Origin of the sequence: Pseudomonas sp. LABIM340 (genome assembly GCF_040017195.2) — a bacterium.
Taxonomy (GTDB): domain Bacteria; phylum Pseudomonadota; class Gammaproteobacteria; order Pseudomonadales; family Pseudomonadaceae; genus Pseudomonas.
This window is the reverse complement of sequence record NZ_CM200227.1, coordinates 4864429-4888257: the sequence shown is the minus strand read 5'-3', so window position 1 is coordinate 4888257 and position 23829 is coordinate 4864429. Positions and strand designations below refer to the sequence as shown.

The 23829-nt window shown below is 66.6% G+C and carries 23 protein-coding genes; 14 read left to right on the top strand and 9 right to left on the bottom strand.

Annotated features, from left to right (window positions below):
• Nucleotides 1-693, top strand: a complete 693-nt coding sequence (locus ABKS89_RS22365) for a heavy metal response regulator transcription factor (protein WP_138215209.1) — start codon at nt 1-3, stop codon at nt 691-693.
• Nucleotides 694-725: 32 nt separating this feature from the next.
• Nucleotides 726-2123, top strand: a complete 1398-nt coding sequence (locus tag ABKS89_RS22360) for a heavy metal sensor histidine kinase (protein WP_518301056.1) — start codon at nt 726-728, stop codon at nt 2121-2123.
• Here ABKS89_RS22360 and ABKS89_RS22355 read toward each other — a convergent pair.
• Both ABKS89_RS22355 and ABKS89_RS22350 read right to left on the bottom strand, forming a co-directional pair.
• Nucleotides 2115-2516 carry a YbaN family protein gene (locus ABKS89_RS22355; protein ID WP_138215207.1) on the bottom strand — a complete coding sequence of 134 codons (402 nt, stop codon included), beginning with the start codon at nt 2514-2516 and terminating at the stop codon, nt 2115-2117. The genes ABKS89_RS22360 and ABKS89_RS22355 overlap by 9 nt on opposite strands.
• Before the next feature lie 7 nt (nt 2517-2523).
• Nucleotides 2524-3111 (bottom strand): UPF0149 family protein, encoded by a 588-nt coding sequence (locus ABKS89_RS22350; RefSeq protein WP_045212487.1) that lies wholly within the window; start codon nt 3109-3111, stop codon nt 2524-2526.
• Nucleotides 3112-3320: 209 nt separating this feature from the next.
• Between ABKS89_RS22350 and recQ the strand changes: the two genes are divergently transcribed.
• From recQ to ABKS89_RS22320, 6 genes are all read left to right on the top strand, one after another.
• Nucleotides 3321-5465 (top strand): DNA helicase RecQ, encoded by a 2145-nt coding sequence (recQ, locus tag ABKS89_RS22345; RefSeq protein ID WP_348587116.1) that lies wholly within the window; start codon nt 3321-3323, stop codon nt 5463-5465.
• A 103-nt stretch (nt 5466-5568) separates the two neighbouring features.
• Nucleotides 5569-5841 carry a hypothetical protein gene (locus ABKS89_RS22340; protein WP_348587114.1) on the top strand — a complete coding sequence of 91 codons (273 nt, stop codon included), beginning with the start codon at nt 5569-5571 and terminating at the stop codon, nt 5839-5841.
• Between the two features lie 67 nt (nt 5842-5908).
• Complete coding sequence (locus ABKS89_RS22335) at nt 5909-7105, top strand: GGDEF domain-containing protein (protein ID WP_348587112.1); 1197 nt, start codon at nt 5909-5911, stop codon at nt 7103-7105.
• A gap of 97 nt (nt 7106-7202) precedes the next feature.
• Nucleotides 7203-8219: a DUF2804 domain-containing protein gene (locus tag ABKS89_RS22330; protein ID WP_138215203.1), complete on the top strand. Its 1017-nt coding sequence runs from the start codon at nt 7203-7205 to the stop codon at nt 8217-8219.
• A gap of 107 nt (nt 8220-8326) precedes the next feature.
• Nucleotides 8327-8761, top strand: coding sequence for a transcriptional regulator SlyA (slyA, locus tag ABKS89_RS22325; protein ID WP_081520269.1), 435 nt, complete (start codon nt 8327-8329; stop codon nt 8759-8761).
• A gap of 294 nt (nt 8762-9055) precedes the next feature.
• Complete coding sequence (locus ABKS89_RS22320) at nt 9056-11326, top strand: FimV/HubP family polar landmark protein (RefSeq protein WP_348587110.1); 2271 nt, start codon at nt 9056-9058, stop codon at nt 11324-11326.
• A 198-nt stretch (nt 11327-11524) separates the two neighbouring features.
• Here ABKS89_RS22320 and ABKS89_RS22315 read toward each other — a convergent pair whose 3' ends face one another.
• On the bottom strand, nt 11525-13729 hold the full coding sequence (locus ABKS89_RS22315; protein ID WP_348587108.1) for a patatin-like phospholipase family protein: 2205 nt from the start codon (nt 13727-13729) through the stop codon (nt 11525-11527).
• A gap of 70 nt (nt 13730-13799) precedes the next feature.
• Here ABKS89_RS22315 and ABKS89_RS22310 point away from each other — a divergent pair, with 70 nt between their 5' ends.
• The 3 genes from ABKS89_RS22310 to ABKS89_RS22300 all read left to right on the top strand — a co-directional run bounded on the left by ABKS89_RS22310 (nt 13800) and on the right by ABKS89_RS22300 (nt 15832).
• Nucleotides 13800-14090, top strand: coding sequence for an Rdx family protein (locus ABKS89_RS22310; RefSeq protein ID WP_348587106.1), 291 nt, complete (start codon nt 13800-13802; stop codon nt 14088-14090).
• A 124-nt stretch (nt 14091-14214) separates the two neighbouring features.
• Nucleotides 14215-15207, top strand: coding sequence for an ADP-glyceromanno-heptose 6-epimerase (gene rfaD / locus ABKS89_RS22305; protein ID WP_348587104.1), 993 nt, complete (start codon nt 14215-14217; stop codon nt 15205-15207).
• 121 nt (nt 15208-15328) lie between these two features.
• A complete protein-coding gene (locus ABKS89_RS22300) occupies nt 15329-15832 on the top strand; it encodes a hypothetical protein (RefSeq protein ID WP_081520274.1) in 504 nt (167 codons plus the stop codon).
• Nucleotides 15833-16051: 219 nt separating this feature from the next.
• On the opposite strand, the gene ABKS89_RS22295 is transcribed toward ABKS89_RS22300, so the two are convergent.
• The 3 genes from ABKS89_RS22295 to ABKS89_RS22285 all read right to left on the bottom strand — a co-directional run bounded on the left by ABKS89_RS22295 (nt 16052) and on the right by ABKS89_RS22285 (nt 18195).
• Nucleotides 16052-16918, bottom strand: coding sequence for a DMT family transporter (locus ABKS89_RS22295; RefSeq protein ID WP_138215198.1), 867 nt, complete (start codon nt 16916-16918; stop codon nt 16052-16054).
• A gap of 87 nt (nt 16919-17005) precedes the next feature.
• The gene (locus tag ABKS89_RS22290) at nt 17006-17347 is read right to left on the bottom strand and encodes a tRNA-binding protein (RefSeq protein WP_138215197.1); all 342 of its coding nucleotides are present in this window, start codon (nt 17345-17347) and stop codon (nt 17006-17008) included.
• 83 nt (nt 17348-17430) lie between these two features.
• Nucleotides 17431-18195, bottom strand: a complete 765-nt coding sequence (locus tag ABKS89_RS22285) for a helix-turn-helix transcriptional regulator (protein ID WP_138215196.1) — start codon at nt 18193-18195, stop codon at nt 17431-17433.
• A gap of 138 nt (nt 18196-18333) precedes the next feature.
• On the opposite strand from ABKS89_RS22285, the gene ABKS89_RS22280 reads away from it, so the two are divergent.
• Nucleotides 18334-19143, top strand: coding sequence for a UDP-2,3-diacylglucosamine diphosphatase (locus ABKS89_RS22280; RefSeq protein WP_348587102.1), 810 nt, complete (start codon nt 18334-18336; stop codon nt 19141-19143).
• Complete coding sequence (locus ABKS89_RS22275; protein ID WP_348587100.1) at nt 19140-20171, top strand: glycosyltransferase family 4 protein; 1032 nt, start codon at nt 19140-19142, stop codon at nt 20169-20171. The genes ABKS89_RS22280 and ABKS89_RS22275 overlap by 4 nt, the downstream gene beginning before the upstream one ends.
• On the opposite strand, the gene ABKS89_RS22270 is transcribed toward ABKS89_RS22275, so the two are convergent.
• Complete coding sequence (locus ABKS89_RS22270; protein ID WP_081520280.1) at nt 20172-20420, bottom strand: hypothetical protein; 249 nt, start codon at nt 20418-20420, stop codon at nt 20172-20174.
• Between the two features lie 214 nt (nt 20421-20634).
• Between ABKS89_RS22270 and ABKS89_RS22265 the strand changes: the two genes are divergently transcribed.
• Nucleotides 20635-21759 carry a GNAT family N-acetyltransferase gene (locus ABKS89_RS22265; protein ID WP_348587098.1) on the top strand — a complete coding sequence of 375 codons (1125 nt, stop codon included), beginning with the start codon at nt 20635-20637 and terminating at the stop codon, nt 21757-21759.
• Between the two features lie 90 nt (nt 21760-21849).
• On the opposite strand, the gene ABKS89_RS22260 is transcribed toward ABKS89_RS22265, so the two are convergent.
• Together ABKS89_RS22260 and ABKS89_RS22255 are read right to left on the bottom strand one after the other, a co-directional pair.
• Complete coding sequence (locus ABKS89_RS22260) at nt 21850-22413, bottom strand: cytochrome b (protein ID WP_138215192.1); 564 nt, start codon at nt 22411-22413, stop codon at nt 21850-21852.
• A gap of 140 nt (nt 22414-22553) precedes the next feature.
• Complete coding sequence (locus ABKS89_RS22255) at nt 22554-23828, bottom strand: virulence factor family protein (protein WP_348587096.1); 1275 nt, start codon at nt 23826-23828, stop codon at nt 22554-22556.
• Nucleotide 23829: the final 1 nt, after the last annotated feature.

Below are 23829 nucleotides of genomic sequence, written 5' to 3'. Positions count from 1 at the left end.
ATGCGCGTACTGATTGTCGAAGACGAGAGCAAGACCGCCGACTACCTGCAACGCGGGCTGAGCGAGCAGGGCTTCACCGTGGACGTCGCCAGCAACGGCATCGACGGCCGGCACCTGGCGCTCAATGGCGAATACGACGTCATCGTCCTCGACGTGATGCTCCCCGGCATCGACGGCTACGGCGTGCTGCGCGCCCTGCGCGAGCAGCGGCAGACGCCGGTGATCATGCTCACCGCCCGCGAGCGGGTGGAAGACCGCGTGCGCGGCCTGCGCGAGGGCGCCGACGATTACCTGATCAAGCCGTTCTCCTTCCTCGAACTGGTGGCGCGCCTGCAAGCCCTGACCCGCCGTGGCGCGCATCTGGAAAGCGCCACGCAGATGCGCATCGCCGACCTCGCCATCGACCTGGTCAGCCGTCGCGTGCAGCGCGGCGGCACGCGCCTGGAACTGACCGCCAAGGAGTATTCGCTGCTCTGCGTGCTGGCCCAGCGCAGCGGCGAAATCCTTTCCAAGACGGCCATCGCCGAGCTGGTCTGGGACATCAATTTCGACACCGACACCAACGTCGTCGAGGTCGCCATCAAGCGCCTGCGCGCCAAGCTCGACGGGCCCTTCGACACCAAGCTGCTGCACACCATCCGCGGCATGGGCTACGTGCTGGAAAGCCGCACCGCCCAGGAGTGTGAGGCGTGAGGGGGCTGTCGCTGTCCACGCGCCTGGCCGGCATGTTCGCCGGCGCCGCGCTGGGTATCTTCCTGCTGATCGGCTCGGCCCTCTATTGCGTGCTGGACGGGCAGATCGAGCGCCTGCAGCGCTCGGAGCTGGACACCCGCTTCAACATGGTCGCACGCATGCTCGACAAGCCCGACCTGGCCGAGCGCTGGCCGCACATGCAGCTCAAGCTCAACACCCTGAGCCAGGAGTACCAGCTGATCCGCTTCTGGATCGACAGCGACGACTCGCGCTTCCGCTACGGCCAGCCCAACGACGCGGTACGGCGGATGCTCGGCAGCGGCAACGGCTACGCCGAACTGGAACTGCCCGGCCACGATTCTCCGCTCAGCGCCCGAGTCGGCGTGCTGCCGGCCAGCGGCTCGCGCCCGGCGCTGGTGCTGCTCGCTGCGATCGACAGCGTGGCCTTCCAGCATGCCCGCCACGCCACGCTGATCACCCTGTTCGTGCTGTCCGCGCTGGGCATCGCCCTGGCGACGCTGTGCGGGCACTGGATTGCCCGGGTCGGCCTGCGGCCGGTACGCGAACTCTCCGCCGAGGCGCGACAGATCAGCCCGAAGCAATTGTCCCAGCGTCTGCGCCTGGAGGGCTTGCCGACGGAACTGTCGGCGCTGGCCGGCGCCTTCAACGAAGCACTGGATCGGCTGGAGCAGGCCTACCTGCGCCTGGAGTCGTTCAACGCCGATGTTGCCCACGAACTGCGCACGCCGCTGGCCAACCTGATCGGCCAGAGCCAGGTGGCGTTGTCCCGCGAGCGCAGCGCGCAGGATTACGAAGAGGTGCTGCAGTCCAACCTGGAAGAGCTGGAACGCCTGCGCGCCATCGTCAACGACATGCTGTTCCTCGCCCGCGTCGACCAGGGCGGGCTGGCGGCCGAGCGGGTGGAAACCTCGCTGGCGGCCGAAGTGGCGACGACTGTGGACTTCCTCGAGGTGATCTTCGACGAGCAGGGCGTGCAGGTGAATCTTCGTGGCGATGCCCGTGCCTGCGTCGAGCGGGCGCTGTTCCAGCGCGCGGTGACCAACCTGCTGTACAACGCCGCCCAGCACACCGCGCCGGGCGGTCGTATCGAGGTGCGCTTGGGCGGCGAGCGCGGCGCCGCGCTGGTGGAAGTCAGCAACCCCGGCGAGCCGATCACCGCCGAGCAGCGTGCGCGGCTGTTCGAGCGTTTCTACCGCGCCGACCTGGCCCGCGCCAACAGCCAGAGCAGCCACGGGCTGGGGCTGTCCATCGTCAAGGCGGTGGCGAGCATGCATGGGGGTTCGGTGTTCGTGCGCAGCGAGGGTGGCATCAACACCTTTGGCTTTACCGTGGATGCGGTGGGGCCGGTGGTGGCACCAGTGCAGGAAGAGGGCGGCCAGGTGCCGCAGCTGACTCCGCGATCAGTCTAAGCGCCGGGTCTTGGTGCGGATCAGGTAGATGCTCACCAGCGTCGCACTGGTCAGCATGAACGCCCAGGCCCAGGGGCGCTGCACCACGAAGCCGGAGATCAGGATGCTGCACCACATCAGGCCGATGGCGTAGACCTTGCCCTTGAGCGGGATGCCTTCGCCGTCGAGGTAGTCGCGAATCCACGGGCCGAGCTTGGGGTGGTTCACCAGCCAGTCATAGAAGCGCTGGGAGCTGCGCATGAAGCAGGCGGCGGCGAGCAGGAGGAAGGGCGTGGTGGGCAGGACCGGCAGGAAGATGCCGATCACGCCCAGTGCCACGCTGAGCCAGCCGACGCCGAGCAGGCAGTAGCGAACCCAGGCGTGGCGGCTCTGGCGGATTTCCCGCGAAGACATCGAAGGTTTAGTGAGTGCGCGGCTTCAGCAGAGCCGGCTTCTCTTCCGGCGCCTGGCACAGCAGGAACAGGTTGGTCAGCAGTTCGGGGATCTGCGCGACCATGTCATCCACCAGCCCGCGGTCGCTGGCGATCTCGTCGAACTCGGGCTGTTCGTCGAACAGGCCGGAACCGACCATGATCGGCAGCAGCAGCTCGCTGACTTCTTCCTCGGCCTGTTCGAACCAGATGGCCTCGCGCAGGAACACGCCTTCCATGAAGCCGATGCACCAGCCGCGGATGTCGGAGTCGTCCGGCTCATCGCCCAGGTAGGGCTCGCACGGCAGCTCCAGCTCCTCGTCACCGGCCATCTGGCGGATGATGTGCGCCTTGAGCTGGACCAGGGTGGATTCGATCTCGCTGCGCTCTTCCTCGCTGCGGTAGTGCGGCGGCTCGGCGAACAGGGCGTCGATCCACTCGCGCTCCGGCACTTCCTCCGGGCAGATCGCCAGGGCGGTCAGGTAGCCGTGTGCCGCCACGTAGTCCAAGGCTTCCTCGTGCAGGTCATCGGCATCGAGAAAGGCTTGCAGGCGGGACAATTGGTCGGCGAAGGACATCGGGTACTACCTCGGAGGTGATCGGTCCCGAATTGTAGTCTTTCCGCAGGCCGGCGGCAAAAGCCAAATGCCCTTGCAGCCCGCGCCGACGCAGGGCTCCGACGCAGAGCTCGGACGCATGTGACGGATTTTTCCGCAGTTTCCCGGACAAGGTGCCGGCCGCAGCGGGATCGCTTGCGTATAATGCGCGGCTTCATTCGGAGTCCCCCATGCTCGATCAGGCCCTGCGCATCCTCAAAGACGTTTTCGGTTACGACGCCTTCCGCGGCAATCAGGCGCGGATCATCGAGCGCGTGGCCGGCGGCGGCGATGCCCTGGTGCTGATGCCCACCGGCGGCGGCAAGTCGCTGTGCTTCCAGGTCCCGGCGCTGCTGCGAGAGGGACTGACGGTGGTGGTCTCGCCGCTGATTGCGCTGATGGAAGACCAGGTCGCCACGCTGGACGAGCTGGGCGTGCCGGTCGCGGCGCTGAACTCGTCGCTGAGCCCCGATGCCCAGCGCGATATCGCCGACCGCCTGCAGCGCGGCGAGATCAAGCTGCTCTACCTCGCCCCGGAACGCCTGGTGCAGCCGCGCATGCTGGCCTTCCTGCAGCGCCTGGAGATCGGCCTGTTCGCCATCGACGAAGCGCACTGCGTGTCGCAATGGGGCCACGACTTCCGTCCCGAATACCTGCAGCTGGGCCAGCTCGCCGAGCTGTTCCCGCATGTGCCGCGCATCGCCCTGACCGCCACCGCGGACATGCGTACCCGCGAGGAGATGATCCAGCGCCTGCACCTGCAGGACGCCGAGCAGTTCCTCTCCAGCTTCGACCGGCCGAACATCTTCTATCGCATCGTGCCCAAGGAGCAGCCGCGCAAGCAGCTGCTGGGCTTCCTGAGCGAGCGGCGCGGCGATGCGGGCATCGTCTACTGCATGTCGCGCAAGAAGGTCGAGGAGGTCGCCGAGTTCCTCTCCAACCAGGGCTTCCCGGCGCTGCCTTACCACGCCGGGCTGTCCAACGACCTGCGCGCCTATCACCAGAAGCGCTTCCTCAACGAGGAAGGGCTGATCATGGTCGCCACCGTCGCCTTCGGCATGGGTATCGACAAGCCCAACGTGCGCTTCGTCGCGCACCTGGACCTGCCCAAGAGCCTGGAGGCGTACTACCAGGAAACCGGCCGCGCCGGCCGCGACAGCCTGCCCGCCGACGCCTGGATGGCCTACGGCCTGCAGGACGTGTTGCTGCTGCGGCAGATGATGCAGAACTCCGAGGGTGATGAGCGCCACAAGCGCGTCGAGCGGCACAAGCTCGAAGCCATGCTGGCGCTGTGCGAGGAAACCCGCTGCCGCCGCCAGGCGCTGCTGGCCTACTTCGACGAGGTGATGCCCAACCCCTGCGGCCACTGCGACATCTGCGTCGACGGCGTGGAAACCTGGGACGCCACCGAGCCCGCGCGCCAGGCCTTGTCGGCCATCTACCGCAGTGGCCAGCGCTACGGCGTCGGCCATCTGGTGGACGTGCTGCTGGGCAAGGACACCGAGAAGGTGCGCAGCGTCGGGCACCAGCACCTGGCGGTGTTCGGTATCGGTAAATCCCGTGGCGAGGACGAGTGGCGCACGCTGTTCCGCCAACTGGTCGCCCGTGGCTTCGCCGATGTGGACGTCGACGGCTTCAACGGCCTGCGCCTGACCGAGGCCTGCCGTCCGCTGCTGCGCGGCGAGGAGACGCTGGCCCTGCGCCGTGATCCCAAGCCGCAGCGCAGCAAGTCTTCCTCTTCCGGCGGCGCCAGCCCGGCCAGTCAGTTGGTGCGCCAGGAAGAGCGCGAGATGTGGGAAGCCCTGCGCACCCTGCGGCGCAAGCTGGCGGAGGAGCACTCGGTGCCGCCTTACGTCATCTTCCCCGATGCCACCCTGCTGGAAATGCTCCGCAGCCAGCCCACCACGCTGTCCGCCATGGCCCAGGTCAGCGGCGTCGGCGCGCGCAAGCTGGAGCGCTACGGCCAGGCCTTCCTCGATGTACTCACCGAGTCGGAGAAGGCGCCGGACACCCCGGCTCCGGTCACCGACCTGCGCCACGAACTGGTGACCCTGGCCCGCGCCGGCATGACCCCCGCGCAGATCGCCCGCCAGCTCGATTGCAGCGAGAAGAACGTCTACAGCCTGCTGGCCGAGGCCATTGGCCGCCAGCAGCTGAGCCTGGAGCAGGCGCTGGACCTGCCCGAGGAACTGCTCGGCGAAGTCCAGGATGCCTTCCTCGACGAGGACGGCGAACTGCCGCCGGTGAGCGCCATTGCCGAGCTGTTCGAAGGCCGCGTGCCGCTGGGCGTCCTGCATTGCGTGCGCGCCGCCCTGCAGGCCGAGCTGGAAGTCTGATCGCGTCGAAATACGGCGTTACAGATGAAATATCAATGTGCCAGCAACGGCGCCTTTCTCCACCAGTCCAACCTGTCAGTACGGATCACTGTCGGAGTGACAGATGGCGAGCTGGGTGCGGGTAGTGGCGGGGCTGCTGGTCGTTGGGCAACTCAGTGGATGCGCCAGTGGCGGCGGGCTGACCGAGGGCGGCAAGAACGCCTTGATCGGCGTTGCGGCAGTCGCGCTGGTGGCGGGGCTGGTCATCATGTCCAAGGACGATGATGACGACGATCGTGATTGCCGCAAGCGGCATGGGCATTCGGATCGCCGCTACTGCAATGACTCCTACTACGGCCAAGACCGTTACCGGAACTCACGGGACGATCGCTGGTGAACGCGCCGTCCTGTCATTTTCGTGACGGGGCAAAACGACAAACTTGTGACGCACGTCCCGAACGGCTATGGTGGCACTTAGACCTCCACGAGAAGAGGTGAGCGTGCCACAACAACAAAGCTGGCTGGACGACGTCCGTTCCAATGCCTATGCCGAACAGCTCTCCCGGGGCTTTCGCTGCCTGCGTTTCGAACCCGACCTCGAGACCCAGTACCGCCATTACCTGCTGGAAGACAGCTTCGATCTCAAGCGCACCGCGTTGACCATCGGCGTGCTGATCTGGCTGGCGCTGGCGGCCATCGATTTTCTCCTGATCCGGACTGCAGAACACTGGGACATGCTCGCCGTGCGCATCGGCGTGCTGGTGCTGCTGAGCGTCTGCGGCGGGCTGATCCTGCAGCGCCGGCATATCCAATTGCTGGTGCCGCTGAGCCTGGCCTGCATCCTCAGCGTCGGCATCGGTGCGGCGGCCGTGGCAGGCATCGCCCACACCGTGGACCAGAGCTATCCCTACGAAGGCCTGTTGCTGGTCAGCATGGCGGCCTACTTCCTGATCGGCCTGCGCTTCGCCGAGGCAGTGGGCAGTGCTTCGGTGATCCTGCTGGCCTACGTGGGCTTCGAGTTGTACGCGGGGTTGCCGCTGCCCAAGCTGATCAGCAACGTGGTGTTCCTGCTGCTGGCCAACCTGGTCGGCGCGGTGGGCTGCTACCTGCTGGACTACAAGTCCCGCCAGCACTTCCTCATCAGCCGCCTGCTGAAGGTGATGGCCGAGCACGACGCCCTGACCGGCCTGCACAACCGCCGCAGCTTCAATCGCCAGCTGGAGCGCCTGTGGCGCCAGGCCCAGCGCGAGAGCGTGGGACTGGCGCTGCTGCTCTGCGATGTTGACCACTTCAAGGCCTACAACGACCGCTATGGCCACCAGGCCGGCGACGGGGTGTTGCAGCGTATCGGTGAGGTCCTTACGGCCAGCGCACGGCGCCCGCTGGACATGGCTGTGCGGCTGGGTGGCGAGGAGTTCGCCGTGCTGCTCTACGGCGCCAGTGAGCGTGAGGCGAGGGAGCGCGCCGAAGTCGTGCGCGAGTCGGTGCAGGCGCTGGGCATCGCCCACGAAGGCTCGCTGACGGCGGACGAGGTGACGCTGTCCATCGGCGTCTCCTGCCTGTGGCCGGAAACCGGCCACCCGCTGCGCAGCATCTACGAACATGCCGACCGGGCGCTCTACGAAGCCAAGGCGTTCGGGCGTAACCAGGTCGTGGCCTGATGGCCCATTCCGTCCCCCGAGCTGGCGCCGTGCGTGACTGCGGCGCGCGCGGGCGCGGTGCTAGCATGCGCTGCACCCCGTCACCGAGCCCGCGCCCATGCAGCAGCTGATCCAGCCCAACGGCCAACCGCACTACGGCATCTTTCCCGGCACCCCGGCGACCGTCAATTACCGCGATTTCGACTTCCGTTCGCCGATGGGCCGCCGCCTCGGCGCATTGAGCAAGTGGCGCAGCTTCCACCAGTTCCAGTACTTCGGCCTGATCAGCCCGACGCTGATCGGCGGTTGCGCGCTGGCGGATGTCAGCCTGCTCACTATCGGTTTCGTCTACCTCTACCACCCTGAGAGCGGGCGGATGATCGAGCGCCAGTTCAAGTGCCCGCTGGGCATGGGGACGAACTTCTCGCAGGCGCCCAACGACGGCGTCTGTGAGCTGCGCCAGGGGCGCAACCTGCTACGCCTGGAGAACAGCTCTTCGCCCTTCGAGAAGCGTCTGCTGGTCGAGCTGGACGATGGCACTCGTATCGACGCGCGCTTCAGCGAGGAGCAGCCGACGTTCCAGCCCATGAGCATCTGCACGCCAACGGCGGTGAACGGCTGGGTCTATGCGCGCAAGGTGGCCGGCGTGCACTGCCACGGCGAGGTGCGCAGCGCATTGGGCAACTACGACCTGCGCGAGCTGGATGCTTATGCGCACCACGACTGGTCCGCCGGCTACATGCGTCGCGAGACGTTCTGGAACTGGGCCTGTCTGTCCGGCGAGACTCAGGGGCGGCGCCTCGGGCTGAACTTGTCGTGCGGCGTCAACGAAACCAGCTTCACCGAGAACTGCTACTGGCTCGACGGCCAACTGGTGAAGGTCGACACGGTGCGCTTCGAGTTCGACCGCGCCCATCCGCTGCAACCCTGGACCATCCGTTCCTACGATGGCCAGGTCGAGCTGCGCTTCGAAGCCCACGGGCTGCACCAGGAACGCCTCAATCTCGGCGTGCTGGCCAGCAACTTCAAGCAGATATTCGGGCGCTTCAGCGGCGTGCTGCGACCGGCGGGGCAGGCCGAGGTGCGCATCGACAACCTGTGGGGGTTTGTCGAAGACCAGTACGCGAAATGGTGAGATAGCGATTTACACCCTGCGACAATCTGTCATTGTACGGGCTTGATTAGCTGGCTAATAATTAGTCAAATCAATTAGCCGTCCAACCTCCTACCGTATGCAGCACAATGTCAGACAACGATAAGCACTATTTCGGTACCCAACTGGCCCAGGCTTCGCGTGCATGGCGGGCCGAACTCGACCGCCGTCTCAGCCACCTCGGCCTGTCCCAGGCTCGCTGGCTGGTGCTGCTGCACCTGGCCCGCCACGCCGCCGCCCCGACCCAGCGCGAGCTGGCCCAGTCGGTTGGTGTCGAAGGCCCGACCCTGGCCCGCCTCCTCGATGGTCTCGAAGCCCAGGGGCTGGTCCGTCGCCAGGCAGTGGCCGAAGATCGCCGCGCCAAGCGCATCGCTCTCACCCCCAAGGCAGACGTCCTGATCACCGATATCGAGAACATCGCCGCCGCCGTTCGCAACGAAGTGCTGGCGGGGATTTCGGAAGAAGAAATCGCGCTGTGTCAGAAAACGCTCAGTCGGATTCTCGGCAACCTCGAGCGAAACTGAGCAATTCATCACGTTATTCGGGTAAAGTAGCCATTTTTCTGGCGGTCCTTTGCGGGGCCGCTGGCCATTCGCTATCCACCCCTTAACCATTCGCCGGTTTTTCGACGATTTATCTTGACCAAACCCTGAGCACCACCTAATCCGTGATATCAGACGGCCTGTACCCTGCAAGGTACAGAGGAGTGGTGCGTTGCGGTCTGCAGTCCGGCATGGTTCCAGTGTGTGGACAGGTTCAACCTGCCGCTTTAGAGCGGTCAGGGAATGGCGTGCAGACCCGGACAATGGGATGGGGTTATGGCTCGAATAAATAGAATTCCGCTGACGCTTGCCGCACTTTCGGTTTTTGTCTCCGCTCACGCGAATGCCCTCGGGCTCGGCGATATCACGCTGCACTCCGGGCTGAACCAGCCGCTGGATGCCGAGATCGCCCTGCTCGAAACCGGCGACATGACCTCCGACGAACTCATAGCGAAGCTCGCCAGTCCCGCCGACTACGAGAACGCTGGCGTCGACCGCTTCGTGTTCCTGCAGAACCTGCGCTTCACCCCGGTGATCCGCAATGGTCGTGGCTACATCAAGGTGGTGTCCACGCAGCCGGTGCATGAGCCTTACCTGAATTTCCTGATCGCCGTGGAGCGCCCCAACGGTCGCATGCTGCGCGAGTACACCGTGCTTATCGATCCGCCGGAGTACAGCGCCAACCGCAGCGTGGCCGCCAATGTCGCGGCGCGCGACGTCGCGCCTTCGCGCTCTTCCGGTTACCGTCCTGACGCCTACCGCCCGGAGCCCGTGCACCGTGCGCCGGCACAACCGCCGCTGCCGGCGGGTGATGGCCGCTACACCACGGTGCGCAATGACACCCTGTGGAAGATCAGTTCGCGTCTGACGGGCAGCGGCGCCTCCCGTGCGCAGCTGATGGACAGCATCGTCGCGCTGAACCCGCAGGCCTTCGTCAATGGCGACCCGCACCGCCTGAAGGTGGGCCAGACGCTGATCCTACCGCAGGGCCAGCAGCACGCCGGCAGCGCTAACACTGCCTCGGCACCGCAGCCAGCTTCCGCCGCGCCATCGGCGGCGGCCGAGCAGCCCGCCGGTGCGACGCAGGCGCCTGCCACCGCTGCGGCGCAGGCCCAGGGCAACGCTGCCGCGCCGACGGCGCCGGCTGCGGATGCCAGCGTCGCCAACAAAGTGGAAGCCGACCTGCTCCTGGCCAACGCCCAACGTGACCAGATGAACCAGCGTATGGACGATCTGCAGAAGCAGCTGGTATCTCTCCAGCAGGCCCTGCAGAGCCGCGACCAGCAGGTGCAGTCGCTGCAGGCCGAACTGGATCGCCGCCAGGGCGCGGAAGCCTCGGGCAATGCCCCGGCAGCCAATGCCCCGGCAACTGAAGCACCGACCAGCAACGCCCCGACCAATGCCGTGCCCGCCGCTCCCAGTTCCGTGGCACCGACGCAGCAGGACACCCCCGCCCCGAGCGTCGTACAGTCGGCAACCCCGGCGCAGGATGCCCAGGGCTCCGGTTTCAACTACTGGCCCTGGCTGGGTGCGGGCGCCCTTGGCGCTCTGCTCGTCGGCCTGCTGTTCGCCCGCCGCAAGCGCGAGGAAAAGCCGGTCGAGATGCCGCCCCTGCGCTCGGCTGCGCCCGAGCCGGTGAAACCGCTTCCGCAGGCCAAGCCGTTGGCGGCTGCCGCGGTGGCGGTGGCTCCTGTGCCGACGCCGCATCCGGTGGTGGTCGCCACACCGGAACCGGGCGTTGCCCGTCTGCCCGCCGCCAGCGCGGACAGCCTGGAAGGCGCGGATATCTACATCGCCTATGGCCGCTTCACCCAGGCCCGCGACATGCTGCGCAAGGCTGTCAACGCCGAGCCGAATCGCCGCGAACTGCGCATGAAGCTGCTGCTGGTTCTGGCCGAGCTGGGCGACGTGGCCGGCTTCCATGAGGAAGAGCACGCCCTGGTGGCCGCCGGCGGCGACCAGAAGCAGATCGACCAGCTCAAGTCGCGCTACCCGGCGATGCTGATTCGCCCGGAAGACACCCTGCAACCGCCCACCGGCGAGACGCTCACCGACTGGGACGACCTGGAACTGGGCGAGCCCGTGGCTACTCCCATTGAGCAACCCAGGGCTGCGCAGGACCAACCGGACTTCGCGATGAACCTCAGCGACCTGTCGCTGGACCTGGACTGGGACAAGCTCGACAACCCCTTCGACTCCACCAAACAAGGCAAGGCTGCTGCACCCAAGGCCGCACAGGAAGTGCCGTCGGACTTCCGCAGCAATCTGCACGAGCTGCCCGAAATCACCGAGCTGGACCTGGGTGAGCACGGCGAGATGTTCGGCCATGGCAGCAAGACCATGGGCGTGGAGGAGGAGCTGACCTTCGACCTGCCGGACGATATCGGCCACGAGCACGACGAGCTGCTGGCCAGCCTCGACCGCGCCCGCCAGTGCATCGACCAGGGCAACCTGGAAGAGGCCTACGGTATCCTCAAGCAGGTGATCGCCAGTGGCGATTCCAAGGCCAAGGCCGAAGCGCGCGAGCTGCTGGCGCTGATTGCCTGATCCACGGCACTAATGAAAAAGCCCGGCCGATGCCGGGCTTTTTCATACCTGCAGGGAATCGCTCCCGGCACACCCTGGAGGAGCGGGCCGTGCCCGCGAACAGCGTCTGTAAGGCGCTTCCGTCAGCACGCGCTGAGCATCAGGTGTCCGCGTTCGCGGGCATGGCCCGCTCCTACACGGGGCCACTGAGCGCATGCCTCAGAAATTACGCCCCAGGTTGATGTACACCGCATGCTCGCTCGCATCGTTCAGGCCGTAGCTGAAGGACAGCGGCCCCAGCGGCGTCTCGAAGCCCATCAGGATGCTGCCGGCGTTGACGTAGCCGGTGTCGTAGCTGTTGTCGTTGTTCCATACCCGCCCGCGCTCCAGGCTGCCGCCCAGATAGAAGGGGAAGTCCAGCGGCAGGAAGGAGCGCTCCGTCATGCGCCGGTAGTAGATGACCCGCCCGAGGCTGTAGTTCTGCCCGGCCAGCGCGTCCTGGCGGTAGCCGGAGAGCTGTCGCGCGCCGCCGAGCAGGAAGCTCGACACCACCACATCCGCGTCGTCGAGGGTGCGCCCGTAGCCGCCACCCAGCACCCAGGTGTTCGGGCCGCTGCTCAGTGCCTTGTCGAGCTGGAATTCCCACTGCCGATAGCGGTCGTCGTCGCCCAGGGACGGTGTGTGCTCGCGGAAGGACGTCTGGATGTTCTCGCCCTCGCGGGGGAAGTCGACGTTGTCCATGGTGTCGAAGGAGTACTGCAACTGGGCGTAGCCTTCGTTGAAGTGGTAGTCGGGCAGGTCCTGCTCGCCGACTCGCACGTCGGCCTTGCCGAAGGCCTGGGCCACGCCGAGGCGAATCTCGCCGTTGTTGGCGATCTGCCGGCCGAGGTTGAGACCGTAGCCGTAGCGCTCCAGACGGTATTCGGCGATGGGATCGTCGTTGTCGGTGGCCTCGACGTTCTGCGCCTGGTTGAACAGGTAGGGCGCGACGAAGTAGCGCGAGCCGACGTCCAGCGGCTGGTAGAACTCGCTGTAGAGTTCCTGGCGGTCGCCGATCTGCAGGCGCGTCAGCCATTCCGCGCCGAGGCGGTTGATGCCGTTCATGCGGTAGCTACCGCCGACGTTGAAGGTGCTGTCGCCGCGCAGGTCGTCGGAGAGGTTCAGGCCCAGGCGCAGGTAGTCGGTGCCGCCGCGCTTTCCGTACGCGTGGATCACCAGCACGTTGTCGGACTTGCCGTCCGCGCCCGGCTTGTTGTGCACCACGCGGTACTGCACCTGGTCGAAGTAATCCAGGCCGTAGAGGGTGCTCATGTCGCTCTGCAGGCGCTCCAGATCAAGGTGCTCGCCCAGCGGCTGACGAATGTAATGGAGGATGACGTCGTCGCTGACCTTGGAGTTGTTCTCCACCTGGATTCGGTCGATCACCGGCTGGCGCTCGCCTGGTGCGCGCGCTTCGGTGAGCGCTACCGCCTCGGCGTCGGCGGGCTTGCGCAGTGTCGCCAGGCGCGGGGCGAGGATGCTGGTGGCACGGTATCCGGCATCGATCAGTTGCGGCACGCGGCCGAAGTCGGTGGAGCTGTAGCCGCTCAGGGGTGGTTGCACCAGGATGTCGCTGGACTTCAGGGTGGCCAGCTGCGCCTCGGAGTTCTTGCGGGTCATCAGGGTGACGGACTGGTTGAGCATGTCCAGCACCGTGGTCAGCTGTTTGCGGTCCGCCAGCGGGTTGCCGATGTCGACCACGATGACCACGTCGACGCCCATCTGCCGCGCCACGTCCACCGGGATGTTGTCGACCATGCCGCCGTCCACCAGCAGCTTGCCGTTGACGTCCACCGGGGCGAACACCGCCGGGATCGACATGCTGGCGCGGATCGCCTGGGGCAGGTGGCCCTTGCTGAAGACCACCTTCTCGCCGGTGGAGATATCGGTGGCGACCGCGCGGAAGGGGATCGCCAGCTGGTCGAAGTTGCGCGTATCGCTGGTATGCACCAGCAGGCTCTCCAGCAGCATCGACAGGTTCTGCCCCTGGATCGCGCCCAGCGGCAGGCCGAGGGTGCCGTCGTCGCGGAAGCTGAGCTTCTGCTTCACCAGGAAGTCGCGGTCGTCCTGCTTGCGGCGGAAGGGCACGTCGACCCGGGGCGGCGAGTCGGACAGCGCCTGCTTCCAGTCCAGCCCCAAAGCCAGCTGTTCCAGCTCTTTGGGCGTATAGCCCGCCGCGTACAGGCCGCCGATTACCGCGCCCATGCTGGTGCCGGCGATGGCGTCGACGTGGATGCCCTGTTCGTCCAGCGCCTTGAGCACGCCGATGTGCGCCAGGCCGCGCGCCGCGCCGCCGGAGAGGACCAGGCCGATCTTCGGTGGGGTATTCGCCGCCAGGGCGCCGAGGGGAAGGAGCAGGAGGAGGGCGAACAGCAGTCGGCGCATGAAGAGAAGAGTCCGGTAGGGCGTTTCAGACCGGTATTATAGGTTCGCGTCCTACAGCAGAGTCTGATTCATGTCCGAAGCCGAAGCCAAAGCCGAAATCGTCATCACCTATTGCACCCAATGCCAGTGGCTGTTGCGCGCCGCCTGGTTGGCCCAGGAGCTGCTGAGCACCTTCGGCGACGACCTCGGCAAGGTCAGCCTGGTACCGGGCACCGGTGGGGTTTTCCAGATTACCTGCGACGGCGAGCAGATCTGGGAGCGCAAGGCCGACGGCGGTTTCCCCGAGGCCAAGGTGCTCAAGCAGCGGGTGCGCGACCGCATCGATCCGCAGCGCGACCTGGGCCACAACGACCGCTCCTGAATCCCAGCTGTACCGCACGGCAGATTAATTCGATAGCTGGCTAACTTCTTTGCTTCACATCAAAAGGAGACTTGCGTCTCGCTTTTAGGCTGGTGGCATCCATTCTCCGCAAAGGATGCCCGCCATGAGCATCATCGTCACAGGCGCTGCCGGGTTCATCGGCAGCAACCTCGTCAAGGCGCTGAACCAGCGCGGCGAGACCGACATCATCGCGGTCGACGACCTGACCGAAGGCGACAAGTTCGCCAACCTCGCCGATTGCGACATCAGCGATTACCTCGACAAGCGCGATTTCATCGAGCGCTACGCCCGCGGTGACTTCGGCGTGGTGCGCGCGCTGCTGCACCAGGGTGCCTGCTCCAGCACCATGGAGCGCGACGGGCGCTACATGATGGACAACAACTACCGCTACAGCTGCGAGTTGCTGGACGCCAGCCTGTCGCTGGGCGTGCCGTTCCTCTACGCCTCGTCGGCAGCGGTATACGGCGGCGGCCACGAGTTCCGCGAGATGCGCTCCTGCGAGAAGCCGCTGAACGTCTACGGCTATTCGAAGTTCCTCTTCGACCAGCGCGTGCGCAAGGTGCTGCCCACCGCTCGCACCCAGGTTGCCGGCTTCCGCTACTTCAACGTCTATGGCCCGCGCGAGCAGCACAAGGGCCGCATGGCCTCGGTGGCCTTCCATTGCTTCAACCAGTTCCGCGAGACCGGCAAGGTCAAGCTGTTCGGCGAATATGGCGACTACCCGGCCGGCGGCCACCTGCGCGATTTCGTCTCGGTGGAGGACGTGGCGAAGGTCAACCTGCACTTCCTCGATAACCCCGAGCGCAGCGGCATCTTCAACCTCGGCAGCGGCCGCGCCCAGCCGTTCAACGACGTGGCCCTGGCGGTGATCAACACCCTGCGCGAACAGCAGGACCTGCAGCCGCTGACCCTGGACGCGGCGATCCGCGCCGGATTGCTGGAATACACCGAGTTCCCGGATGAGCTGCGTGGCAAGTACCAGTGCTACACCTGCGCCGATATCGCCTTCCTCCGCGAGGCGGGCTACCGCGCGCCGATGATGGGCGTGGAAGAGGGCGTGCAGCGCTATTGCCGGTGGTTGCTGCAACAGGACTGATACCGCTTGTATCGGGCTTTTTACCCAGTCTTTACCGACTGCTGACACTGCGCGGGGGGCGGGCGGGAGACAATTCTCACCACGAACGGCGGGCGGTGGATCGCCCGTGACTGGAGGTGAAATGAAGTTGTCCTCGCGCATCGCGCTCAAATCCGTCGCCACCTTGCTGGCCCTGAGCCTGTCGGCTGCGGCGGTGGCCGGGCCCCATGGCGGCCCCGGTGGTCCGGGTGGGCCGGGACCTGGTCCGTACCATGGCTGGGGCCCAGGACATGGCTATGGCCTGCCGGATTACGCGCGGGAAGTCTGGATCGGCAGCATGCTCTACTTCGTCGCCGCCGGGACCTACTACCTGTGGAACGCCGACCGCCGCCAGTACGTCGCGGTGGAGACGCCGCCGGCTGTGCAGGCTGCGCCGACCACCAGCTACGAGGTGATCGCCTATCCCGCCAGCGGCCAGTCGCCTGAGCAGCAGAGCCGTGACCGCTACGAGTGCCATACCTGGGCCGTCGGCCAGAGCGGCTTCGACCCGGCCGCCGCCACCCAGGCGCCGCCGGCAGGTCAATCCGACACTTACCGTCGTGCGCTGGGCGCCTGCCTGAGTGGGCGCGGCTACAGCATCAACTGATTCCCCGGCGCTTTATCCACAGGCGCCACACCGAACAGGCCGCCACGCAGGCTGTCGTGCGATGAATCCTTGGCATTCCCTCCCCGGGGCAAGGTTCGAGTTTCGCGCGCTGCGCGGCGGCCTTCTTTTTGCCCAGGGCTTCCTGGGAAGCATGCATCAACCTGTAGGAGCGGGCCGTGCCCGTGAGTCGCGGGCATGGCCCGCTCCTGCAAGTGAAACCTAGTGCGACCCACGTGCGCTGAGGAAGGTCGCGAAGATGATCAGCACGCCGCCCGCCAGCATGCGCAGGCTCGGCTCTTCGCCGAACAGCACGGTGGCGAAGGCGATGCCGTAGACCGGCTCCAGGGCGAAGATCACCGCCGCCGTACGCGCCTTGATCAGCCGCAGGCTGGCCACGAACAGGCTGTGGGCGACGCCGGTGCAGAGCACGCCCAGGGCGACCAGCCAGAGCCAGTCCATGCCCCGCACCGAGGGCAGGTCGAGCAGCACCAGCGGCAGCAGGCAGGCGATGATCGTCAGGTTCTGGCACAGCGCCGCCTGGATCGGGTCGATGCCGCGCACGCTGACCCGGTTGGCCAGCGACAGCAGGGCGAACAGCAGGCCGGAGAGGGTGCCCCAGAGCAGGCCGGCGGTGGCGCCGTCGCGCAGGTCCAGGGTTGGCGTGACCATCACCAGGCCGATGCACACCAGCGCCACCACCAGGTACTCGCCCTTGCGGATGCGTTCGCGGAACAGCAACCCCTCCAGTATCACGGTGAAGGCCGGGAAGCTGGCGAAGCCGAGGGTGGCCACGGCGACGTTGCCGACCTTCACCGCGAGGAAGAAGGTCAGCCAGTGCGTACACAGCAGCACACCGCCGCCCAGCAGCATGGCGGCCTGTTTCAGCGTGGGTCGTTTCTGCTGCCGCAAGTGTCCGGCGAACACTGCCGCCAGCGACAGCGAGCCGAACAGTGCGCGGCCGAAGACGATGACCAGCGGGCCGGCGAGGATGAGTTTGCCGAAGATGCCGGACAGCCCGAACATCAGGGCGCCGATGTGCAGGCCGATCAGGGCGCCGCGGGGAGTGAGTTGGGTAACGTGCTTCATGCCTGTGCGCTCGCCGACTGCGGTGGCGGGGCCTTGTCTGGTAAGAGAAAAGCGCGCCAGGCCAGCCAGCGCGCGGTGAAACGAAGGTCAGGCCAGCCGCGCGCCATTGGGCAGCGTTTTGTCGAAACCGGCCAGCACCACTTTCTCGTCGCTGTCGTAGGCGCCGGTGACCAGCACTTCGGAGCGAACTCCCGCGATGGACTTGGGCTCGAAGTTGCACACGCACAGCACCTGGCGGCCGATCAGCTCGTTGGCGTCGTAGTGTGCGGTGATCTGCGCGCTGGAGGTCTTGATCCCCAGCGGGCCGAGGTCGACCTGGAGGATGTAGGCAGGCTTGCGCGCCTTGACGTTGGGTTCGGCCTGGACGATGGTGCCCACGCGCAGTTCGACGCGCTCGAAATCCTGCCACTCGATGGTGTCTGCCGACATCGCTGCTCCCGCTGGTTTGCCCGGTTTGTCTGGTTCGATGGCCGGCAGTCTAGGCCGTGGGCGCGCAGCTGTCTGTCGCGCGGCTAGCGGGAATTGTCGCGTGCCTCCTGGCGCAGTTGCCGCGGGGTGGTGCCGAACTGGCGGACCAGGGCGGCGGTGAAGGCGCTCTGCGAGGCGTAGCCGACCTGCGCGGCAATCTCGCCGACCGACTGGTGCGAGCCGCGCAGCAGGTCGCGGCCCAGTTGCAGGCGGCGCTGGCGCACGTAGTCCATGGGCGTCTGCCCGGTTTCGGCGAGGAAGCGCGCGTGGAAGCGTGCCGCGGACAACCCGGCGAGCCGCGCCAGGTCGGCCACCTGCAGCGGGTGCGCGGCGTGGCGGTCAATATAGCTGTCGAGGCTGGCCAGCGGCAGTTGCGCCGGTTCGTCGATGCGCTGCTGGCCGGCGGCGAGACTGGCGAGCAGCAGGATCGCGCCCTGGCGCGCCAGCACCGGGTCATGCAGCGAGCTGCCAGCGAGCCAGTGCACCAGCTGTGCCTGGTCATTGCTGAGCAGGCGCTGGCCGGGGGTTTCCAGCAGGCGGCGGCCGGCATCGCTGTGCAGGCCGAGGCCGCCTAGCAGGTCTTCCTCGTCTTCCAGGTCCACCACCAGGCAGCGGCTGCCATCGGGGCTGGCGCAGGCGTGGTGCTCGTCACGCGGGACCACGGCGAAGGTCTGCCGGGTCACCAGGCTGCCGCGACCGCCCACTTCGAAATCCAGGCTGCCGGACAGCCCGAGCACCAGCTGCGCATGGCTGTGGCTGTGGGCGAGGTGGTCATGGCTGTAGTGGCGCAGGGAGAGAATCTGGCTCATGCAAGGCTGCTTTTCGTGCTGGCGGGCAGGCTGACAGTCTAGCGCGCCGCGGGCTGTAACGGGACTGTCGCGAGTCGGTCACCTTCGCTTCACCGCGCCGGTCGACACTCGGAGAAACCCCACTGGAGGTCGCCGACGATGAGCAGCGCGCAACGCATGACGCCGACGAAGAAACAACGGGTACGCACCCTGTGGATATCCGATGTCCACCTGGGCACCCGCGATTGCCAGGCGGAGCACCTGGCCGGCTTCCTCAAGCGCTACCACGCCGACCGTATCTACCTGGTGGGCGACATCATCGACGGCTGGAAGCTGCGTGGCGGCATCTACTGGCCGCAGGCGCACACCAACGTGATCCGCCGCCTGCTGACCATGAGCAAGCGCGGCACCGAGGTGATCTACGTCACCGGCAACCACGACGAGTTCCTGCGCCGCTATTCCTCACTGCTGCTGGGCAACATCCGCCTGGTCGACGAAATCGTCCACACCACCGCCGACGGCCGCCAGCTGCTGGTGATCCACGGCGACCAGTTCGACGTGATCACCCGCTACCACAAGTGGCTGGCCTTCCTCGGCGACTCCGCCTACGAGTTCACCCTGACCCTCAACCGCTGGCTCAACCACTGGCGCAGCCGCTATGGCTGCGGCTACTGGTCGCTGTCGGCGTACCTCAAGCACAAGGTGAAGACGGCGGTGAACTTCATCAGTGACTTCGAGGAGGCCATTGCCCATGAGGTGCAAAAGCGCGGCCTCAATGGCGTGGTCTGCGGGCACATCCACCATGCGGAAATCCGCCAGATCGGCGAGGTGGAGTACCTCAACTGCGGCGACTGGGTGGAGTCCTGTTCGGCGCTGATCGAGCACTGGGACGGCAGCATCCAGCTCTATCGACTGGCCGAGGAGCAGGCGCGCGCCGAGGAGCCCATGGTGGTCGAGTCGGCGGCATGAGGCTGCTGATCGTCACCGATGCCTGGCTGCCGCAGGTCAACGGCGTGGTCACCAGCCTGAAGGCGCTGGTGGCCGAACTGGAAGGGCAGGGCCACGTGGTCGGCCTGCTGACCCCGCAGGACTTTCGTCACCGCCCGTGCCCGAGCTACCCGGAGATTCCGCTGGCGTGGGACCTGTGGACGGTGGGCGAGAAGATCAGCGGCTTCGCTCCCGATTGCGTCCACCTCGCCACCGAGGGCCCGCTGGGCTGGGCGGCGCGGCGCTGGCTGGTGCGCCGGGGGCTGAAGTTCAGCAGCGCCATCCACACGCGCTTTCCCGAATACGTGAACACCCGTTGGCCCTGGCTGCCGCTGGGCTGGGGCTATGCCTTCCTGCGCCGCTTCCATGCACCCAGCGCAGCCGTGCTGGTCAGCAGCGAGCGCATGCGTAGCACTTTCGCCGATCACGCCTTCGACAACCTCGCGCTCTGGCGAAAGGGTGTGGATGTCCAGCGTTTCCAGCCGGGGGCGGGCGCACCGCCGGACGAGCCGGTATTCCTCTATGTCGGCCGGCTGGCGCAGGAAAAGAACCTCGAAGCCTTCCTCGCTCTCGATTTGCCGGGACGCAAGCGCGTGGTGGGCGATGGCCCGCAGCGGGCCGCGCTGGAAGCGACTTATCCACAGGTGGAATTCCTTGGCTATCGCCACGGCGACGAGCTCGCCGAGGCCTACCGCAGTGCCAGCGTGCTGGCCTTCCCGTCGCTGACCGACACCCTCGGCCTGGTGATGTATGAGGCGCTGGCGTGCGGCACGCCAGTGGCGGCGTTCCCGGTGGCGGGGCCGCTGGATGTGCTGGAACAGGGCGTCACCGGAGTGATGGACGCCGACCTGCGCAGCGCCTGCCTGCGGGCACTGGAACTGGATCGCCAGGTTTGCGCGCAATGGGCACGGGGGCAGACCTGGCGGGTATCGGCGCAGGAATTCCTGGCGCTTCAGGTACGCCTGTCGGAGATGCCGGTCAGTGACGAGCCGGGCTACGTAAGCGGCTGATCAGAACAGCTGGCGGTCGTGGTCCAGGCTCTGGTCCACCAGCCATTTACCGTGGGCGATGGATGCGTGCTGGGCCTTTTCCAGGTCCGACATGAAGGCGTATTCAACCGGCAACGTCTTGCGCCTGGTGGTCTGCCCGTCCGGGGCAGTGATGTGGCAGCCGGCGGCCCAGGGGGTTGGCAGGCCGGGGTGTTCGACGACATCGGCGGTGATGGTGTACTTGCGGTACTCGCATTGCATCAGGCTCATGGGGCGTCCTCCTGGCTGTTCACCAATGGCCCATGCAGGGCGGATGGCGAGCGGAACGGTGCCGGCGTCATGCGCGGGCAAGCCTCGTTAACCCCCAACATAGACCACTGGGGCAGGCCATTGGCCGGATACCGACGAACGCGAATGTCACCTTTGCCGGAGATTTCCCGGCCGAATCTTCCCAATGCCGGCGCACCGCGCCAGACTGTCGGCCATGCCAATCCAGACCCTTTCCCGCCTCGCCGAAGTCGACGCCCAGCAGTGGGACGCCCTGTTGCCGGACGACCAGCCGTTCCTGCGTCACGCCTTTCTCTGTGCGCTGGAGGAAAGCGGCAGCGTCGGCGGCCGTACCGGCTGGAAGCCGTCCCATCGCGTGCTGCTGGACGACGATGGCCGCTTGCTGGCCGCTGCGCCGGCCTATCTGAAAAGCCATTCCTACGGCGAGTACGTGTTCGACTGGAGCTGGGCGGATGCCTGCCTGCGCGCCGGCATCCCGTACTACCCCAAGCTGCTGGTGGGCATCCCCTTCACGCCGGTCGGCGGCGCCCGCCTGCTGGGCGCGCCCGAGGCGGCGCTGAGCCTGGTGGGCGCGCTGGCCGGTGAAGTGGACGAAGGGCATTGCTCCGGCGTGCACGTGAACTTCACCGACCCCGCCGCCGATGCGCTGCTGCGCGACGCCGATGGCTGGCTGGAGCGCCTGGGCTGCCAGTACCACTGGAGTAACCGCGGCTACCGCGACTTCCAGGACTTCCTCGACGCGCTCAGCTCGCGCAAGCGCAAGCAGTTGCGCAAGGAGCGCGAGCAGGTCGCCGGGCTTGGGCTGGACTTCATCTGGATGGAAGGGCGCGAACTGTCCGAGGCGCACTGGGACTTCGTCTACGCCTGCTACAGCAGCACCTATGAGGTGCGCGGGCAGGCGCCCTACTTGAGCCGAGCGTTCTTCAGCCTGATCGGCGAACGCATGCCCGAGGCGATCCGCGTGGTCTTCGCCCACCAGAATGGCCGGCCCGTGGCCATGGCCTTCAGTCTGCTGGGTGGTGACACGCTGTACGGTCGCTACTGGGGCTGCCTGGCGGAGTTCGACCGGCTGCACTTCGAAACCTGTTTCTACCAGGGGCTGGACTTCGCCATCGGCCATGGCCTGAAGCGCTTCGACGCCGGGGCGCAGGGTGAGCACAAGCTCATCCGTGGCTTCGAGCCGGTGATCACGCGCTCCTGGCACCGCCTGGGGCATCCAGGGCTGCGTGACGCGGTGGAGGATTTCCTGGTGGGGGAGAGGGCGGGCATCCTGGCTTACGCCGAAGAGGCCCGCGCGGCGCTGCCGTATCGGCAGGAATGACGCCTGGTGGTGGACTCTGGGATTTCCCTGTAGGAGCGGGCCACGCCCGCGAACCGCCGGCAGGGCCGGCGTCCCACGAGTGCTGACGGCTTACTCCGGCTTCGCCTCGCCCTTGCCCGGCAGCATGCGCACCAGCGTGTTGTCGCGACTGATGTAGTGGTGGAACAGCGCGGCCAGGGCGTGAATACCGATCAGCCAGTAGCCGAGCACGGCGATAGTCTCGTGCCAGTACTTCACCTGCTTGGCCAGGTCCGGGTTCTTGTCCACCAGGTGCGGTAGCTCCATGCCCCAGAACGGCACCGGCTTGTCGGCGGCGCTGAGGATGATCCAGCCGGCCAGCGGCAGGCCGATCATCAGGCCGTACAGAGCCAGGTGCGCGAGCTTCGCCAGCGCCATTTGCCAGGCCGGCGGCGCCGGGACGATCGGCGGGGTGGGGTAGATGAAGCGACCGATGATGCGCAGCCAGACCAGCACGAATACGCTCAGGCCGAACATGAAATGGAACTGGGAAAACAGCGCACGGGTGTCGCTGCCTTTGGGGAAGTTGGTGCGGTACTCCATGCAGAAGTACGTGGCGGCGATCAGCACCAGCATGATCCAGTGCAGGGCAATGGACAGGCTGCCGTAACGGGACGGGGACTTGGAGAGGCTCATGACGGTTCCTTGTGTGGCTCTTTTTCGTACGCCGCGTTCTGACGACGGGGCTGTCAGTCTGATCATAGAGCCTTAAGCGTGCCTGAAAAACCGTGAAACCAAAGTGAAAGGGCCGCGATGTGCGGCCCTTTTGATGTCGGTCAGCCTTCGTCGTCGGCTGACTGGCGGGAGCGGATGGCATTCACCAGTCGCTTGGCCAGCGCCGGGTAGTCCTCGTCGAAGTGGTGGCCGCCGGGCAGCTGCAGGTTCTCGCCCACCGACTGCGGTTGGGTGCAGCCGCTTTCGTCCTTCTCTTCGACGCCGTACACGCAGAGCACTTTCGGCCCCGGCAGACGGGCCATTTCCGGGCCGGTGGAGGCTTCCTGGCCAGCCTTGCCGAGCCAGCCCTGCACCTCGATCTCGAAGCTGCCGCTGCGGGCGAAGGCCAGCAGGATCACCGAGCTGACGTCCTTCTTGGCGTCCGCCGGCAGGCGGTTGTAGATCGCCGGCAGCACGTCGGCGCCGAAGGAATAGCCGGCCAGCACGAAGTGCTTGGCACCCCATTTCTCGCGGTAGTGCTGCATCAGCAGGGCCAGGTCGGCGGCGCTCTGTTCCGGGGTCTTGTGCTCCCAGAAGTAGCGCAGGGCATCGACGCCCACCACCGGATAGCCCAGTTCGGCCATCTGCGCGGCGACGTCACGGTCCAGGTCGCGCCAGCCGCCATCGCCCGAATAGAACAGGGTGACGGTTTCCGACGGCTTGGCGGCCGGGACTTCAACCACCGGCACGTTGTCGCCGCCGCCTTGCAGCAGCTGGCGCAGCTGGTCGGCGAGGACCTTGGGCAGCGGCGTGTCGTAGTCGGTGATCACCGTCTCGGCGTTCTGCAGGTTGCGGGCGAAGCGCGCGCTGGCGTCGTCCGGGTTGTCGTTCCAGGCGGCCAGCCAGTGGCCGTGGGCGGCAGTCGTCGGCAGCGGGGTGGCGGCGCAGTCGGGCTTCTCCAGGGAGAAGCCGACCGAGAGCGCCTTGGCCTTGTCGTCGGTCTGCCCGGCGAGCCAGCGGAAGGCCCAGGCGCTGCCCGGACCGATGCCGGCGACCAGGGTCGGCTGGCCGTCGAGCAGCTCGCCAGCAGCCTTGATGCGGGCTTGCTGGGTGGCGCAGTCCTTTTCCGGGAAGACGAACTGCACCACGCGGGCGCCGCTGTCGTGGGCCAGGGCCAGAAGCTGGCCATCGTCGAGTTTCTGGTCGGCCTGCACGGCCAGCAGTACACGGGCGTTCGGTTGCTTGCTGGGGATAGCCAGGGCGACGGCACTGCCGTCGGCGAGTTGGCGGTGTTCGAGGGAAGCCTGGGAAGCCGGGCGGCTCCACAGCAGCAGACCCACGGCGATGATGACCAGCAGGAGGAGGGCGAGCAGGTGTCGCCAGCGTCGTTTCAACATA

Bases quoted from the DNA above. Each gene is read 5' to 3' on its own strand.
- ABKS89_RS22365 (WP_138215209.1), top strand. From the start codon at position 1: ATGCGCGTACTGATTGTCGAAGACGAGAGCAAGACCGCCGACTACCTG.
- ABKS89_RS22360 (WP_518301056.1), top strand. From the start codon at position 726: ATGTTCGCCGGCGCCGCGCTGGGTATCTTCCTGCTGATCGGCTCGGCC.
- ABKS89_RS22355 (WP_138215207.1), bottom strand. From the start codon at position 2,516: ATGTCTTCGCGGGAAATCCGCCAGAGCCGCCACGCCTGGGTTCGCTAC.
- ABKS89_RS22350 (WP_045212487.1), bottom strand. From the start codon at position 3,111: ATGTCCTTCGCCGACCAATTGTCCCGCCTGCAAGCCTTTCTCGATGCC.
- recQ (WP_348587116.1), top strand. From the start codon at position 3,321: ATGCTCGATCAGGCCCTGCGCATCCTCAAAGACGTTTTCGGTTACGAC.
- ABKS89_RS22340 (WP_348587114.1), top strand. From the start codon at position 5,569: ATGGCGAGCTGGGTGCGGGTAGTGGCGGGGCTGCTGGTCGTTGGGCAA.
- ABKS89_RS22335 (WP_348587112.1), top strand. From the start codon at position 5,909: ATGGTGGCACTTAGACCTCCACGAGAAGAGGTGAGCGTGCCACAACAA.
- ABKS89_RS22330 (WP_138215203.1), top strand. From the start codon at position 7,203: ATGCAGCAGCTGATCCAGCCCAACGGCCAACCGCACTACGGCATCTTT.
- slyA (WP_081520269.1), top strand. From the start codon at position 8,327: ATGTCAGACAACGATAAGCACTATTTCGGTACCCAACTGGCCCAGGCT.
- ABKS89_RS22320 (WP_348587110.1), top strand. From the start codon at position 9,056: ATGGCTCGAATAAATAGAATTCCGCTGACGCTTGCCGCACTTTCGGTT.
- ABKS89_RS22315 (WP_348587108.1), bottom strand. From the start codon at position 13,729: ATGCGCCGACTGCTGTTCGCCCTCCTCCTGCTCCTTCCCCTCGGCGCC.
- ABKS89_RS22310 (WP_348587106.1), top strand. From the start codon at position 13,800: ATGTCCGAAGCCGAAGCCAAAGCCGAAATCGTCATCACCTATTGCACC.
- rfaD (WP_348587104.1), top strand. From the start codon at position 14,215: ATGAGCATCATCGTCACAGGCGCTGCCGGGTTCATCGGCAGCAACCTC.
- ABKS89_RS22300 (WP_081520274.1), top strand. From the start codon at position 15,329: ATGAAGTTGTCCTCGCGCATCGCGCTCAAATCCGTCGCCACCTTGCTG.
- ABKS89_RS22295 (WP_138215198.1), bottom strand. From the start codon at position 16,918: ATGAAGCACGTTACCCAACTCACTCCCCGCGGCGCCCTGATCGGCCTG.
- ABKS89_RS22290 (WP_138215197.1), bottom strand. From the start codon at position 17,347: ATGTCGGCAGACACCATCGAGTGGCAGGATTTCGAGCGCGTCGAACTG.
- ABKS89_RS22285 (WP_138215196.1), bottom strand. From the start codon at position 18,195: ATGAGCCAGATTCTCTCCCTGCGCCACTACAGCCATGACCACCTCGCC.
- ABKS89_RS22280 (WP_348587102.1), top strand. From the start codon at position 18,334: ATGAGCAGCGCGCAACGCATGACGCCGACGAAGAAACAACGGGTACGC.
- ABKS89_RS22275 (WP_348587100.1), top strand. From the start codon at position 19,140: ATGAGGCTGCTGATCGTCACCGATGCCTGGCTGCCGCAGGTCAACGGC.
- ABKS89_RS22270 (WP_081520280.1), bottom strand. From the start codon at position 20,420: ATGAGCCTGATGCAATGCGAGTACCGCAAGTACACCATCACCGCCGAT.
- ABKS89_RS22265 (WP_348587098.1), top strand. From the start codon at position 20,635: ATGCCAATCCAGACCCTTTCCCGCCTCGCCGAAGTCGACGCCCAGCAG.
- ABKS89_RS22260 (WP_138215192.1), bottom strand. From the start codon at position 22,413: ATGAGCCTCTCCAAGTCCCCGTCCCGTTACGGCAGCCTGTCCATTGCC.
- ABKS89_RS22255 (WP_348587096.1), bottom strand. From the start codon at position 23,828: ATGTTGAAACGACGCTGGCGACACCTGCTCGCCCTCCTCCTGCTGGTC.